Source organism: Streptomyces sp. NPDC005803, from assembly GCF_040630435.1.
In the GTDB taxonomy this organism is placed as follows: domain Bacteria; phylum Actinomycetota; class Actinomycetes; order Streptomycetales; family Streptomycetaceae; genus Streptomyces.
Map to the genome: position 1 here is coordinate 169,896 of NZ_JBEXXO010000012.1, position 14,845 is coordinate 184,740.

Here is a 14,845-nt window from a genome sequence, read left to right on the forward strand (position 1 = left end):
TTCGCAGGACATGGACCGGCCCCGGTACGCGAGGCGTACCGGGGCCGGTCCATGTCCTGCCGCGGCCGGTCAGCCGCCGAACTCCTCCAGGCCCTTGAGCGCCTGGTCCAGGAGCGCCTGGCGGCCCTCCATCTCACGGGCCAGCTTGTCGGCGCGCGCGTTGTTGCCCGAGGCGCGAGCGGTGTCGATCTGCGCACGCAGCTTGTCGACGGCCGCCTGGAGCTGCCCGGTCAGGCCCGCGGCACGGGCCCGTGCCTCCGGGTTGGTCCGGCGCCACTCCGACTCCTCGGCCTCCTGGAGCGCCCGCTCCACCGCCTGCATCCGCCCCTCGACCTTCGGGCGGGCGTCACGCGGCACGTGGCCGATGGCCTCCCAGCGCTCGTTGAGGGCCCGGAACGCGGCCCTGGCCGCCTTCAGGTCCTTCACCGGCACCAGCTTCTCGGCCTCCGCGGCGAGCTCCTCCTTGAGCTTGAGGTTCTCGCCCTGCTCCGCGTCACGCTCCGCGAAGACCCCGCTGCGCGCGGCGAAGAAGAGGTCCTGGGCGCCGCGGAAACGGTCCCACAGCTCGTCCTCGGCCTCGCGCTGGGCGCGGCCCGCCGCCTTCCAGTCGGTCATCAGATCGCGGTAGCGGGCAGCCGTCGTGCCCCAGTCCGTGGACCCGGAGAGCGCCTCGGCCTCGACGACCAGCTTCTCCTTGACCTTGCGGGCCTCCTCGCGCTGGGCGTCCAGCGAGGCGAAGTGGGCCTTGCGGCGCTTGGAGAACGCGGAGCGCGCGTGCGAGAAGCGGTGCCACAGCTCGTCGTCCGACTTGCGGTCGAGCCGCGGCAGGCCCTTCCACGTGTCGACGAGTGCGCGCAGCCGCTCGCCCGCGGAACGCCACTGCTCGCTCTGCGCGAGCTCCTCGGCCTCGACGACCAGCGCCTCCTTGGCGTGCTTCGCCTCGTCGGTCTGCCTGGCCTTCTGGGCCTTGCGCTCCTCACGCCGCGAGTCGACCGTCGCGACCAGCGCGTCCAGCCGCTTGCGCAAGGCGTCCAGGTCGCCGACGGCGTGATGCTCGTCGACCTGTCCGCGCAGATGCTCGATGGCGGTCGTCGCGTCCTTCGCCGACAGATCGGTGGTCTTCACCCGCCGCTCGAGGAGGCCGATCTCGACCACAATGCCCTCGTACTTGCGCTCGAAGTAAGCCAGGGCCTCCTCCGGAGAACCGGCCTGCCACGATCCGACGACCTGCTCGCCGTCGGCTGTACGCACGTACACGGTGCCTGTCTCGTCGACACGGCCCCACGGGTCGCTGCTCACAGCGCCTCCTCCACCTGATGCCCGCGAGGGGGTTCGCCCCCCTTGGCATCGTCCACAGTTTCCTGGGGCGGGCCGCGCCCGCCCTGCACCACGCCAATCTAGGCGACGGGCCGCCCGGCTGTCCGCACTCAGCGCGGCCGAAATTATCCGGCCCCACCGCGTGACCGCCGGGCGGATCCTGCCGCGCTCAGGACTTGTCGACGGCTGCCTTCGAAATGTTCACGGCCTTCTTCGGCGCACCGTCGGCGCCGCCGCCGTTCACGCCGGCCTTGCCGATGGCCTCGACGGCCTTCAGGGAGTCCGGGTCCATCGTGCCGAACGGCGTGTAGCTGGGCGGCAGTTTGCTGTCCTTGTAGACGAGGAAGAACTGGCTGCCGCCGGTGTGCGCCTGACCGGTGTTGGCCATCGCCACCGTCCCGGCCGGGTAGGTCACCGTGCCGTCGGCGCCCGCCTTGCCCAGAGCGGTCAGGTTCTCGTCGGGAATCGTGTAGCCGGGACCCCCGGTGCCGTCACCCTTCGGGTCACCGCACTGCAGGACGAAGATGCCGTCCGTGGTCAGCCGGTGACACTTCGTGCCGTCGAAGAACTTCTTGTCCGCCAGGGACTTGAAGGAGTTCGTCGTGTGCGGGGTCTTCGCGGCGTCCATCGCGAACGCTATGTCGCCCTGGCTCGTCTTGAGCGACATCGTGTACTTCGCTTTTTTGTCGATGCTCATCGCCGGCTCGGGCACCGTCTTCTCGCTGGCCGAGGGCGTGGGCGACGGGCTCTGGCTCGCGGCCGCGTCGGCCGTGTCCTTCTTCTCGTCGTCGCCCTGGGTGGCGAAGTACGTGCCACCGGCGATGACCGCCGCCACGGCCACCGCGGAGGCGATGACGACGGTCAGCCGCCTCGTCCTTCGACGGGCGTCCTCCCGGCGCTGCTGCTGCCGCTCGAACTTCTCCCTGGCGAGCTGCCGCCGCCGCTGATCGCTGCTGACCACCGGGTGATCTCCTTGTACGTCGTGTGATCGGGCCTGGGTTGCCCCGTACCGTATATGGGTTAGCTGTGGAATGAGGAGCGCCGGTAGGCTCTGAACTGCTGCGACCTCGCAGCCGACCTCCCTCGTCGGACGACCATTAAGGACGATCGTGCTCATTGCCGGGTTTCCCGCCGGGGCCTGGGGGACCAACTGTTACCTGGTCGCCCCCGCCGCGGGTGAGGAGTGCGTGATCATCGACCCGGGCCATCAGGCGGCCTCGGGGGTCGAGGAAACGCTGAAGAAGCATCGGCTGAAGCCCGTCGCCGTCGTCCTCACCCACGGCCACATCGACCATGTCGCCTCGGTCGTCCCCGTGTGCGGCGCGCACGACGTCCCCGCCTGGATCCACCCGGAGGACCGCTTCATGATGAGCGACCCGGAGAAGGCCCTCGGCCGCTCCATCGGGATGCCGCTCATGGGCGAGCTGACGGTGGGGGAGCCGGACGACGTCAAGGAGCTGAGCGACGGCGCGCGGCTGTCGCTGGCGGGCATGGAGTTCGGCGTCTCGCATGCGCCCGGCCATACGAAGGGGTCGGTGACGTTCAGGATGCCCGAGGCCGCGGATGTCCCGCAGGTCCTCTTCTCGGGCGACCTGCTCTTCGCCGGCTCCGTCGGACGCACCGACCTGCCCGGCGGCGACCACGCCGAGCTCCTCGAGTCGCTGGCCCGGGTGTGCCTGCCGCTCGACGACTCGACCGTGGTGCTGTCCGGCCACGGCCCCCAGACGACCATCGGCCGCGAGCGCGCCACCAATCCGTATCTCAGCGGTATGGACGCGCCCCGACGAGGAATGTGACGAGAGCGAAACCGTGAGCACCTTCAAGGCCCCCAAGGGCACGTACGACCTGACCCCGCCCGACTCCGCGAAGTACCTGGCCGTGCGCGAGGCGATCGCCGCACCGCTGAAGAGCTCCGGCTACGGCTACATCGAGACCCCCGGCTTCGAGGACGTGGCCCTCTTCTCCCGCGGCGTCGGCGAGTCCACCGACATCGTGAGCAAGGAGATGTACACGCTCACCACCAAGGGCGGCTCGGAGCTCGCGCTGCGCCCGGAGGGCACCGCGTCCGTGCTGCGCGCCGCCCTGGAGGCCAACCTCCACAAGCTCGGCAACCTGCCGGTCAAGCTCTGGTACTCCGGCTCCTACTACCGCTACGAGCGCCCGCAGAAGGGCCGTTACCGGCACTTCTCGCAGGTCGGCGCCGAGGCGATCGGCGCCGAGGACCCGGTGCTGGACGCCGAACTGATCATCCTGGCCGACCAGGCCTACCGCGCCCTGGGGCTGCGCGAGTTCCGCATCCTGCTGAACTCGCTGGGCGACAAGGAGTGCCGGCCCGTCTACCGCGACGCGCTCCAGGGCTTCCTGCGGGAACTCGACCTGGACGAGGAGACCCGGCGGCGCATCGAGATCAACCCGCTCCGGGTCCTCGACGACAAGCGCCCCGAGGTCCAGAAGCAGCTGACCGGCGCACCCGTGCTCCGCGACTACCTGTGCGACGCCTGCAAGGCGTACCACGAGGAGGTCCGGGACCTGCTGAACGCGGCAGGCGTGGTGTACGAGGACGACGAGAAGCTCGTCCGCGGCCTCGACTACTACACCCGCACCACCTTCGAGTTCGTCCACGACGGTCTGGGATCGCAGTCGGCCGTCGGAGGCGGCGGCCGGTACGACGGCCTGTCCGAGATGATCGGCGGCCCCGCGCTGCCCTCGGTCGGCTGGGCGCTCGGCGTGGACCGCACCGTGCTCGCGCTGGAGGCGGAGGGCATCGAGCTCGAACTCCCCTCCACCACCAGCGTCTTCGCCGTACCGCTCGGCGAGGAGGCGCGGCGCGTGCTCTTCGGCGTCGTCACCCGGCTCCGCCGTGAGGGCGTGGCCGCGGACTTCGCGTTCGGCGGCCGCGGCCTCAAGGGCGCGATGAAGAGCGCCAACCGCTCGGGCGCGCGCTTCACGATCGTGGCCGGTGAGCGTGATCTGGCCGAGGGCGTCGTCCAGCTCAAGGACATGGAGTCCGGCGAGCAGACGGCCGTGCCCCTGGCCGAGGTGACCGAGGCGGTCCGCACGCGCCTCGCGTGAACCACCCGTCGCGGGCGGGCCCAGGCACCCGCCCGCGACGGTGAGCGCGGTGGCCGCCCCCTCCCAGGAGGGCGCCGCGGACGCCCTCTTCCTCCGCCGTCAACCTGGCGGACGCCGATTCATCCTGCCGGGCGGTTCCTCCCCGGGGGCGGCGGTGACTCCCCTGGGCGGACGGCTTCCGCCCCGCGACCCGGGCAGGTCCCCCGTCACGGCGGCGACGGCCCGGCACCCCCTCGCCGGACGGCGTCAGCGCCCCCGTTTTTTGCGCGCTTCTTTATGCGCATCGAACGGAAGAGCGGTGGAACCGTACGGCACAATGACCGTGCCCCAGCAGGCCACTCACTGACGGAACGGCGATATGACGACTGCAACGGTTCACCATCCCTCTTCCGAGCAGGACGAGGACGGCGGGAAGAGGACCATCGGCGGCAGTCGCGCGCTGGCACTGCTGCTGGTGATCACGGGCGCGGCCGGACTCCTCGCCGCGTGGGTCATCACGCACGACAAGCTCAAGATGATGGAGGACCCCTCCTTCGTCCCGGGGTGCAGCCTCAACCCCGTGGTGGCCTGCGGCAACATCATGAAGAGCGAGCAGGCTTCGGCCTTCGGCTTCCCCAACCCGTGGCTCGGCATGGCCACCTATCCCGTGATCATCGGGATCGGACTGGCCCTGCTCGCCGGCGCCCGCTTCCGCGGCTGGTACTGGCTGGGGATGAACGCCGGCACGCTGTTCGGCGTCGGTTTCTGCACCTGGCTGCAGTACCAGTCGCTGTACAACATCAACTCGCTGTGCCTGTGGTGCTGCCTGGCGTGGGTCGCCACGATCACCATGTTCTGCTACGTCACCACGCACAACATCAAGCACCGGATCCTCCCCGCGCCGAACTGGCTGCGCAACGGGCTCACCGAGTTCCACTGGGTGCCCCCGGTCCTGTGGGTCGGCATCATCGGCATGCTCATCCTGACCCGCTGGTGGGACTTCTGGACCAGCTGACCGGCCCGTCGCGCCGGCCCGCCGCACCGGCCCGCCCGCCGCTCGGGGCCCGGCGGTCCGGCCCGGCCGGGATGTCAGTGCGGTGACATAGGCTTCACGACGTGGAGCCCGACCTCTTTACCGCAGCAGCCGAAGACCGCCAGGAGAAGGACCCGTCCAGCAGCCCCCTCGCTGTCCGGATGCGTCCACGCACCCTTGACGAGGTCGTGGGCCAGCAGCATCTGCTCAAGCCGGGCTCGCCACTGCGCCGCCTCGTCGGCGAGGGGAGCGGGGGACCGGCCGGCCCCTCGTCGGTGATCCTCTGGGGCCCGCCCGGCATCGGGAAGACGACCCTGGCGTACGTGGTCAGCAAGGCCACGAACAAGCGGTTCGTCGAGCTCTCCGCGATCACCGCGGGCGTCAAGGAAGTACGGGCCGTGATCGAGGGCGCCCGTCGTGCCACCGGCGGTTACGGCAAGGAGACCGTCCTCTTCCTGGACGAGATCCACCGCTTCTCCAAGGCGCAGCAGGACTCCCTGCTCCCCGCCGTGGAGAACCGCTGGGTCACGCTGATCGCCGCGACCACCGAGAACCCCTACTTCTCGATCATCTCCCCGCTCCTGTCGCGCTCGCTGCTGCTGACGCTGGAGTCGCTGACCGACGACGATCTGCGCGGCCTGCTGCGCCGGGCCCTGACCGACGAGCGCGGACTCGGCGGCGCGGTGACACTGCCCGAGGACGCCGAGGAGCATCTGCTGCGCATCGCGGGAGGCGACGCGCGCCGGGCGCTGACCGCGCTGGAAGCGGCGGCCGGTGCGGCGCTGTCCAAGCAGGAGGCCGAGATCACCCTCGTCACCCTGGAGGAGACCGTCGACCGGGCGGCGGTGAAGTACGACCGGGACGGCGACCAGCACTACGACGTGGCGAGTGCGCTGATCAAGTCGATCCGCGGCTCCGACGTCGACGCGGCGCTGCACTATCTGGCCCGGATGATCGAGGCGGGGGAGGACCCCCGGTTCATCGCCCGGCGGCTGATGATCTCGGCCAGCGAGGACATCGGTCTCGCCGACCCCACGGCGCTGCCCACCGCCGTCGCGGCGGCCCAGGCGGTCGCCTTGATCGGCTTCCCCGAGGCGGCCCTCACGCTCAGCCACGCGACCATCGCGCTGGCGCTGGCCCCGAAGTCCAACGCGGCGACGCTGGCGATCTCCGCGGCCCGGGACGACGTGCGCAAGGGACTGGCCGGCCCGGTGCCGGCCCATCTGCGCGACGGCCACTACAAGGGCGCCGCCAAGCTCGGCCATGCGCAGGGGTACGTCTATCCGCACGATGTCCCCGGCGGCATCGCCGCCCAGCAGTACGCTCCGGACGCCGTCCGCGACAAGCGCTACTACCGGCCCACCCGCTACGGGGCGGAGGCGCGGTACGCGGACGTGGCCGACCGGGTCCGCGAGCGCCTGGGCCGCACGGACACCGACGGCGGTACGAGCGCGCCGGACGGCCCGGAGGCGTAGGGGGCCGTTCTCAGTGCGCGGCCGCGTCGAAGAGGGTGCGCATGGCCCGGCGGAGCTCCTCCACGTCGCGCACCGGCTCGGGAAACTCGAAGCGGGCGTCGAAGCACGGCCCGTTCCGCTCGAAGAAGCGGACCCGCAGCCCGTGACGGTCCAGGGCGACCGGCACGACGGACGGCCGGTTCTCCGCGCCCGCGCGGGCCGCCCGCGCACCGACCAGCTCGCACAGCGTCCCCAGCCGGTCCCCGTGCGCCGCGTGCAGATGCTGCAGCAGCTCCGCCTCGTGCGCGAGGAGCGGGTCTGCGGCCGCGTCCCGCAGTTCCTCCGGCTCGACCGCCTCGGCGCCCCAGAGGTCCTCGACGTAGGCCTCGCCCGTCTCCAGCCGCAGCAGCATCCGGCCGGGGCCCGCCACCCCGGGTACGGACGTGAGCCATCCGCAGACGCGGGCCCGGCCGCGGACGCGGTGCGGGACGGAGACCGGAGCGACGTCCGTGATCTCCAGCACGGCCGTCAGCTCGTCGTCCTGGGCATGGGTCGCGGCCCGCACGGCCGGGGAATCAGCGGGGAGTTCGAGGAACAGGTCGCCGTCCGGACCCACGGTCCGGGACAGCGGCATCAGCTGGTCCGAGCCCGCGGTCTCCAGCCCGGGTACGAGCAGCACCGCGGAGCAGGTACTCTGTACGAGAGTTCGTGTGCGCTCGGCTGCTGACGGCATCCGAGTGTTTTCAAGCCCGCTGGGACGCGGCTGACCACGATCTGATCGGTCCTCCGTCGTTTCGACGCCTTCAGTTGCGTCGACGCTGTCAGTGCTGTCCGTGACGTGTGTGGTGTTCCCAGGGCGAGACATGCGATCTCCTTGAGTAAGGTGAGCCTAACCTAACCTACAACGGAGGTCTGGAGAACGTGCCTAATCAGTCGCGTCCCAAGGTCAAGAAGAGCCGCGCGCTCGGCATTGCGCTGACGCCGAAGGCCGTCAAGTACTTCGAGGCGCGCCCCTACCCGCCGGGCGAGCACGGCCGTGGCCGCAAGCAGAACTCGGACTACAAGGTCCGTCTGCTCGAGAAGCAGCGTCTGCGCGCCCAGTACGACATCAGCGAGCGCCAGATGGCGCGTGCCTACGACCGCGCCAAGAAGGCCGAAGGCAAGACGGGCGAGGCGCTCGTCGTCGAGCTCGAGCGCCGCCTCGACGCGCTGGTCCTGCGTTCCGGCATCGCCAAGACGATCTACCAGGCCCGCCAGATGGTCGTCCACGGCCACATCGAGGTCAACGGTGGCAAGGTCGACAAGCCGTCGTTCCGTGTCCGTCCGGACGACATCGTCATGGTCCGTGAGCGCAGCCGCGAGAAGTACCCCTTCCAGGTTGCCCGCGAGGGTGGTTACGACACCGACGGTGAGACCCCGCGCTACCTGCAGGTGAACCTGAAGGCCCTGGCCTTCCGCCTTGACCGGGACCCGAACCGCAAGGAAATCCCCGTGATCTGCGACGAGCAGCTCGTCGTCGAGTACTACGCCCGCTGATTCAGGCGTAGCCGCTCGTCACCGGCGCTCAGGCCCGCCCCTCCCCGACCGGGGAGGCGGCGGGCTTTCGCGTCTTCCCGGCCGGGGGCGGCGGCGCTTCCGCCCCGGCCGGCTCCGCCCCCGGCCGCCGCTTGCCGGGCCGGGCCGACAGCGCCCTGGCCACCACCGCGTCCGTGCCCAGCCTCGCGCCGGCGCCCCGCTCCGACGCGTACGACGCCTCGCCCAGCTCACGGCGGGCCAGCTCCTCGCACCGGACCCGCGGCCTCCCGTAGTGCGCCGAACCGAACAGCCGCAGCCCCACCGACGGCCAGATGCGGTCGGCGGCCCCCTGCAGCAGAGCCGCCTCAGCGGCGTCGCCCTCGATCACCGTGACGAGCGCCAGCAGCTCCAGCGTGAGCACGGTGCCCAGCCGGTCGTGGAAGGTGTGGCTGATGGTCAGCGACTCCCGGAGCAGTTCCCGGGCCCGGGCGGGACGGCCCTGCTGGAGTGCGGCGAAACCCAGCACGTACAAGGCGTAGCTGAGCGCCCACCGCTCCCCGTGGTCCTCGCAGATCTCCCGGACCTCTTCGCAGATCACGGCCGCGCCGTCCAGATCGCCCTGGAACCCGACGGCCATGGCCAGCTCGACCTGGGCCATCAGCACATTGCTGTTGAGCTCGCCGAGTTCCCGGTAACGGCCGAGCGCCTCCTGCAGCATGTCGTGGGCGCGCGCCATGTCGTCCGTGACCAGGGCCAGGCAGCCGGTGCGGTGCACCGCGTACGCCGACGCCACGGCGTCGCCCGCCCGGTCCGCCTCCTCCCGGCACTCGGTCAGCGCGGAGATCGCGGCCACCGGATCGCCCTGGAGGACCGCGACGTACCCGAGCACCCACAGCGACTTCAGTCGTGAGGCGTCGTAGGGCGTGTCCTCCTCCCGTACGTGCTCCAGCCAGTGCCGCCCCTCCGCGAGGCGTCCGCACCCGACCCACAGGAACCAGAGCGCGCCCGCCAGGTACTGCGCGAGGTGCGCCTCCTCGGGGCTCTCCAGCGAACACTCCATGGCCCGCCGCAGATTCGGCAGCTCGCTCTCCACCCGCGCGGCCACCTCGGCCTGCCGCGGGCTGAACCAGTCGAGCTCGCACCAGGTCGCGAGCCCCAGGTACCAGTCCCGGTGGCGGCGGCGCAGCCGGTCGGTGTCGCCCGTGGCCGCGAGCCACTCGGCGCCGTACTCCCGCACGGTGTCCAGCAGCCGGTAACGGGCGCCGACCGCCGATTCCTCCCGCAGGACCACGGACTGCGCCAGCAGCCCGGACAGCACGTCCAGCACCGAGCCGGCCGGCAGCTCGGGGCCGCTGCAGATGTACTCGGCCGCCTCCAGGTCGAACTGTCCGGCGAAGACGGACAGCCGCGCCCACAGCAGCCGCTGCTCCGGGGCGCAGAGTTCATGACTCCAGCCGATGGCCGTACGGAGTGTCTGGTGGCGGGCGAGCGCGCTGCGGCTGCCGCCGGTCAGCAGCCGGAAGCGGTCGTTCAGACGCTGCAGCACCTGTTCCGTCGACAGCGCGCGCAGCCGGCCGGCGGCCAGTTCCAGCGCGAGCGGGATGCCGTCGAGGCGGCGGCACAGCTCCAGGGCGGCGTCCTGGGTGTGTTCGGTCAGCCGGAATTCGGGCCGCACCGAGGCGGCCCGCTCGGCGAAGAGCCGCAACGCGTCCTCGTCGCTCATCGTCGCCAGCGGGTATCCGGCCTCGCCGTCGAGGTCCAGCGGCAGCCGGCCGGCGGCCAGCACCCGCAGTCCGGGAGCCCGGCGCAGCAGATCGCGTACCAACTGGGCGCAGGCGTCGACCAGATGCTCGAAGCCGTCGATCACCAGCAGGAGCCGGCGCTCGGCACAGTGTTCGAGGAGTGTCGTGCGGGGCGACCTGCTCGTGTGGTCCGTGAGGCCCAGCGCGCCGGCCAGGGCGTGCTCCAGCAGCGCGGGGTCGTGGACCGCCGACAGCTCCACCAGCCAGACGCCGTCGCAGTACCGTTTCTCCAGGAGCGCCGCCACCTTGGTGACCAGCCGGGTCTTGCCCACCCCTCCCACCCCGACGACGGTGACGAGCCGGGACTCCTCCAGCAGCCGGGTGATATCGGCCAACTCGCCTTCGCGGCCCACGAATCCGTTCAGCTCCGCCGGGAGGTTGCCGGGCCGGCGGGGCGCGGGCGTCGCGCGGGAGCCGACGGGGGGACTCGAATCGTCGGGGGACGGAAGGGGGGACTGAGGGCGTCGCATGAAACACGCAGAGTACTGGCCCGAAAGCGCTCCGTACAATCTCGTCGCGGGAACTCCCGTTGCCCCGGCCGGTCATGCGGTACAGGGCGCGAGCCGCGGCGCGATAGGCTCGGGGGACGGTGTCCGGCCGCCGCGGCGGCCGTCGCCGAAGAGCACGTACAAGACAGACAGACGACAAGCCAGAGAGCGGTGCACTGTGTCCGGTGGTGAGGTGGCCGGGATCCTGGTGGCCGTCTTCTGGGCGATCCTGGTCTCGTTCCTCGCCGTCGTGCTGGTGAGGCTCGCCCAGACGCTCAGGGCGACCACGAAACTCGTGGCGGACGTGACCGAACAGGCCGTCCCGCTGCTCGCCGACGCCTCCGCGACCGTACGGTCCGCGCAGACCCAGCTCGACAAGGTCGACGCGATCGCGACGGACGTCCAGGAGGTCACCTCCAACGCCTCGGCGCTCTCCTCCACCGTCGCCTCCACCTTCGGCGGCCCGCTGGTCAAGGTCGCGGCGTTCGGGTACGGGGTCCGGCAGGCCATCGGCCGCAAGGCCGGGGCCGAACCGGAGGCGCGTTCCCGGCGCGCGGTGATCGTCGGCCGGACCGTGCCGTCCGCGCGTGGCAGGAAGCGTGACGGCAGAAACTCCCGCGGATCGAAGGACTGACGCAGCGATGTTCCGCCGTACGTTCTGGTTCACCGCCGGCGCAGCCGCCGGCGTCTGGGCCACCGCCAAGGTCAACCGGAAGATCAAGCAGCTGACCCCCGAAAGCCTTGCGGCGCAGGCCGCCGACAAGGCGCTCGTGGCCGGTCACAAGCTCAAGGACTTCGCCCTGGACGTCCGCGAGGGCATGGCCAGACGCGAGGCCGAGCTGGGCGAGGCGCTCGGGCTCGAAGCGCCCGTCGACCCCGGTCTCCCCGTGCGGCGCCGCTTCGCCGTCGAGGCGGCGGAGCCCGAGGCGCAGCGCACGCTTCCCCCCACGTCACGCACCTACAACTCGTACAACCGGAATGAGGACCACTGATGGAGTCGGCTGAAATTCGTCGCCGCTGGCTGAGCTTCTACGAGGAGCGCGGTCACACCGTTGTCCCTTCGGCGTCGCTCATCGCGGACGACCCGACTCTGCTGCTGGTGCCGGCCGGCATGGTGCCCTTCAAGCCGTACTTCCTCGGCGAGGTCAAGCCGCCCGCCCCGCGCGTCACCAGCGTGCAGAAGTGCGTCCGTACGCCGGACATCGAAGAGGTCGGCAAGACCACCCGGCACGGCACGTTCTTCCAGATGTGCGGCAACTTCTCCTTCGGCGACTACTTCAAGGAAGGCGCCATCGAGTACGCCTGGGAGCTGCTCACGAGCTCCCTGGCCGACGGCGGCTTCGGGCTCGACCCCGAGCGTCTGTGGATCACGGTCTACCTCGACGACGACGAGGCCGAGCAGATCTGGCGCGACAAGATCGGTGTCCCCGCCGAGCGCATCCAGCGCCTGGGCAAGAAGGACAACTTCTGGTCCATGGGCGTCCCCGGCCCCTGCGGCCCCTGTTCCGAGATCAACTACGACCGGGGCCCCGAGTTCGGCGTCGAGGGCGGCCCGGCCGTCAACGACGAGCGGTACGTGGAGATCTGGAACCTGGTCTTCATGCAGTACGAGCGCGGCGCCGGCGACGGCAAGGACGACTTCCCGATCCTCGGCGACCTGCCGTCCAAGAACATCGACACCGGCCTCGGCCTCGAACGCCTCGCGATGATCCTGCAGGGCGTGCAGAACATGTACGAGACCGACACCCTGCGCGTCGTCATGGACAGGGCCACCGAGCTCACCGGCGTGCGCTACGGCGCCGCCCACGGCACGGACGTATCGCTCCGCGTCGTCGCCGACCACATCCGCACCTCCGTCATGCTCATCGGCGACGGTGTCACCCCCGGCAACGAGGGCCGCGGCTATGTGCTGCGCCGCATCATGCGCCGGGCCATCCGCAACATGCGGCTGATGGGCGCCACCGGTTCGGTGGTCAGCGAGCTGGCCGACGTCGTGATCAACACGATGGGGCTGCAGTACCCCGAGCTGATCACCGACCGCAAGCGCATCGAGACCGTCGCCCTCGCCGAGGAAGCCGCCTTCCTCAAGGCGCTCAAGGGCGGCACCAACATCCTGGAGACCGCCGTCACGGAGACCAGGGCCGCCGGTGGCCGGGTCATCCCCGGGGACAAGGCGTTCCTGCTCCACGACACCTGGGGCTTCCCGATCGACCTCACCCTGGAGATGGCCGCCGAACAGGGCCTGTCCGTGGACGAGGACGGATTCCGCCGCCTCATGCAGGAGCAGCGGGACAAGGCCAAGGCCGATGCCAAGGCCAAGAAGACGGGTCACGCCGACCTGTCCGCCTACCGCGAGGTCGCCGACAACTCCGGAGTCACCGAGTTCACCGGCTACACCTCCACCGAGGGCGAGTCGACCATCGTCGGCCTCCTCGTCAACGGCGTCTCCTCGCCCGCGGCCTCCGAGGGCGACGAGGTCGAGGTCGTCCTGGACCGCACCCCCTTCTACGCCGAGGGCGGTGGCCAGCTCGCCGACCAGGGCCGGATCCGGCTCGACAACGGCGCCGTCGTCCAGGTGCGCGACGTCCAGCAGCCGGTCCCCGGCGTCTCCGTCCACAAGGGCTCCGTCCAGGTCGGCGAGGTGACGGTCGGCGCCTCCGCCCTCGCCACCATCGACAACACCCGCCGACGCGCGATCGCCCGCGCCCACAGCGCCACCCACCTCACGCACCAGGCGCTGCGCGACGCCCTCGGCCCGACGGCCGCGCAGGCCGGTTCGGAGAACTCCCCGGGCCGCTTCCGCTTCGACTTCGGTTCGCCGGCCGCCGTGCCCGGCACCGTGCTCGTCGACGTCGAGCAGAAGATCAACGAGGTCCTCGCGCGGGAACTCGACGTCCAGGCCGAGGTCATGTCGATCGACGAGGCGAAGAAGCAGGGCGCCATCGCCGAGTTCGGCGAGAAGTACGGCGAGCGGGTCCGCGTCGTCACCATCGGCGACTTCTCCAAGGAACTGTGCGGCGGCACGCACGTCCACAACACCGCCCAGCTTGGCCTGGTGAAGCTGCTCGGCGAGTCGTCGATCGGTTCCGGTGTGCGCCGCATCGAGGCCCTCGTCGGCGTCGACGCGTACAACTTCCTCGCCAAGGAGCACACGGTCGTCGCCCAGCTCCAGGAGCTGGTCAAGGGCCGCTCGGAGGAGCTGCCGGAGAAGATCGCCTCCATGCTCGGCAAGCTGAAGGACGCCGAGAAGGAGATCGAGAAGTTCCGTGCGGAGAAGGTCCTGGCGGCCGCCGGGGGCCTGGTCGACTCCGCGAAGGACGTACGGGGCGTCGCCCTGGTCACCGGTCAGGTGCCGGACGGCACCACCGCCGACGACCTGCGCAAGCTCGTCCTCGACGTCCGCGGGCGCATCCAGGGCGGCCGGCCGGCCGTCGTGGCCCTGTTCACCACGGCCAACGGGCGTCCGCTGACGGTCATCGCCACCAACGAGGCCGCCCGCGAGCGCGGCCTCAAGGCCGGCGACCTGGTCCGTACCGCCGCCAAGACCCTCGGCGGCGGGGGCGGCGGCAAGCCGGACGTCGCCCAGGGCGGCGGCCAGAACCCGGACGCCATCGGCGACGCGGTCGCCGCTGTCGAACGCCTCGTCACCGAGACGGCGTGACGCCGGACATGACGCGGATGCGCCGCGGTCGCCGGCTGGCGATCGACGTCGGGGACGCCCGGATCGGGGTCGCCTCGTGCGACCCCGACGGGATCCTCGCCACGCCGGTGGAGACCGTGCCGGGACGTGACGTCCCGGCCGCCCACCGGCGGCTCGGGCAGATCGTCGCGGAGTACGAGCCCATCGAGGTCATCGTCGGCCTGCCCCGCTCCCTGGGCGGAGGTGAGGGTCCGGCCGCGGTCAAGGTCCGCGCCTTCGCCGACGTGCTCGCCCGTGCGGTCGCACCCATTCCGGTGCGATTGGTGGACGAGAGGATGACCACAGTGACGGCCACTCAAGGGCTGCGCGCATCCGGCGTGAAGTCCAAAAAAGGCCGATCCGTGATCGACCAGGCTGCCGCTGTGGTGATCCTTCAGAACGCTCTGGAGTCCGAACGGGCTTCGGGCAATCCGCCTGGCGAGGGCGTCGAAGTGGTTGTCTGATCGCGATACGGTAACGTTCCGCGCGATGCGGCGGGTTCGAAC

The 14,845-nt window shown here is 70.9% G+C and carries 12 protein-coding genes and 1 pseudogene; 9 read left to right on the plus strand and 4 right to left on the minus strand.

All coding sequences use genetic code 11. From position 1 onward, the window contains the following. Positions 1-69: 69 nt before the first annotated feature. Both ABZ454_RS19030 and ABZ454_RS19035 read right to left on the minus strand, forming a co-directional pair. On the minus strand, positions 70-1,299 hold the full coding sequence (locus ABZ454_RS19030; protein WP_356322792.1) for a DUF349 domain-containing protein: 1,230 nt from the start codon (positions 1,297-1,299) through the stop codon (positions 70-72). Positions 1,300-1,486: 187 nt separating this feature from the next. Next, the gene (locus tag ABZ454_RS19035) at positions 1,487-2,278 is read right to left on the minus strand and encodes a peptidylprolyl isomerase (protein ID WP_359539324.1); all 792 of its coding nucleotides are present in this window, start codon (positions 2,276-2,278) and stop codon (positions 1,487-1,489) included. A gap of 148 nt (positions 2,279-2,426) precedes the next feature. Between ABZ454_RS19035 and ABZ454_RS19040 the strand changes: the two genes are divergently transcribed. From ABZ454_RS19040 to ABZ454_RS19055, 4 genes are all read left to right on the plus strand, one after another. After that, the gene (locus ABZ454_RS19040; protein WP_356322790.1) at positions 2,427-3,113 is read left to right on the plus strand and encodes an MBL fold metallo-hydrolase; all 687 of its coding nucleotides are present in this window, start codon (positions 2,427-2,429) and stop codon (positions 3,111-3,113) included. Between the two features lie 13 nt (positions 3,114-3,126). Continuing rightward, complete coding sequence (hisS, locus tag ABZ454_RS19045) at positions 3,127-4,389, plus strand: histidine--tRNA ligase (protein WP_359539327.1); 1,263 nt, start codon at positions 3,127-3,129, stop codon at positions 4,387-4,389. A gap of 358 nt (positions 4,390-4,747) precedes the next feature. Further along, the gene (locus ABZ454_RS19050; RefSeq protein WP_356322788.1) at positions 4,748-5,383 is read left to right on the plus strand and encodes a vitamin K epoxide reductase family protein; all 636 of its coding nucleotides are present in this window, start codon (positions 4,748-4,750) and stop codon (positions 5,381-5,383) included. Between the two features lie 101 nt (positions 5,384-5,484). Beyond that, the gene (locus ABZ454_RS19055; RefSeq protein ID WP_356322787.1) at positions 5,485-6,876 is read left to right on the plus strand and encodes a replication-associated recombination protein A; all 1,392 of its coding nucleotides are present in this window, start codon (positions 5,485-5,487) and stop codon (positions 6,874-6,876) included. 10 nt (positions 6,877-6,886) lie between these two features. Here ABZ454_RS19055 and ABZ454_RS19060 read toward each other — a convergent pair whose 3' ends face one another. Continuing rightward, positions 6,887-7,588 carry a DUF2470 domain-containing protein gene (locus ABZ454_RS19060; protein WP_359539331.1) on the minus strand — a complete coding sequence of 234 codons (702 nt, stop codon included), beginning with the start codon at positions 7,586-7,588 and terminating at the stop codon, positions 6,887-6,889. A gap of 188 nt (positions 7,589-7,776) precedes the next feature. Between ABZ454_RS19060 and rpsD the strand changes: the two genes are divergently transcribed. Then, positions 7,777-8,391 carry a 30S ribosomal protein S4 gene (gene rpsD, locus ABZ454_RS19065; RefSeq protein ID WP_136327444.1) on the plus strand — a complete coding sequence of 205 codons (615 nt, stop codon included), beginning with the start codon at positions 7,777-7,779 and terminating at the stop codon, positions 8,389-8,391. 18 nt (positions 8,392-8,409) lie between these two features. Here the strand turns inward: rpsD and ABZ454_RS19070 are convergent. Beyond that, positions 8,410-10,642: pseudogene (locus ABZ454_RS19070) on the minus strand (tetratricopeptide repeat protein). A gap of 211 nt (positions 10,643-10,853) precedes the next feature. Here ABZ454_RS19070 and ABZ454_RS19075 point away from each other — a divergent pair. Genes ABZ454_RS19075 through ruvX form a run of 4 tightly spaced genes read left to right on the plus strand, consistent with a single transcriptional unit; the run spans position 10,854 to position 14,803 of the window. Next, positions 10,854-11,294, plus strand: a complete 441-nt coding sequence (locus ABZ454_RS19075) for a DUF948 domain-containing protein (RefSeq protein ID WP_356322793.1) — start codon at positions 10,854-10,856, stop codon at positions 11,292-11,294. A gap of 7 nt (positions 11,295-11,301) precedes the next feature. Continuing rightward, complete coding sequence (locus ABZ454_RS19080) at positions 11,302-11,652, plus strand: DUF6167 family protein (protein ID WP_359539333.1); 351 nt, start codon at positions 11,302-11,304, stop codon at positions 11,650-11,652. Continuing rightward, a complete protein-coding gene (alaS, locus tag ABZ454_RS19085; RefSeq protein WP_359539334.1) occupies positions 11,652-14,321 on the plus strand; it encodes an alanine--tRNA ligase in 2,670 nt (889 codons plus the stop codon). Before ABZ454_RS19080 ends, alaS begins: the two co-directional genes overlap by 1 nt. Beyond that, complete coding sequence (ruvX, locus tag ABZ454_RS19090) at positions 14,318-14,803, plus strand: Holliday junction resolvase RuvX (RefSeq protein WP_359539336.1); 486 nt, start codon at positions 14,318-14,320, stop codon at positions 14,801-14,803. Before alaS ends, ruvX begins: the two co-directional genes overlap by 4 nt. Positions 14,804-14,845: the final 42 nt, after the last annotated feature.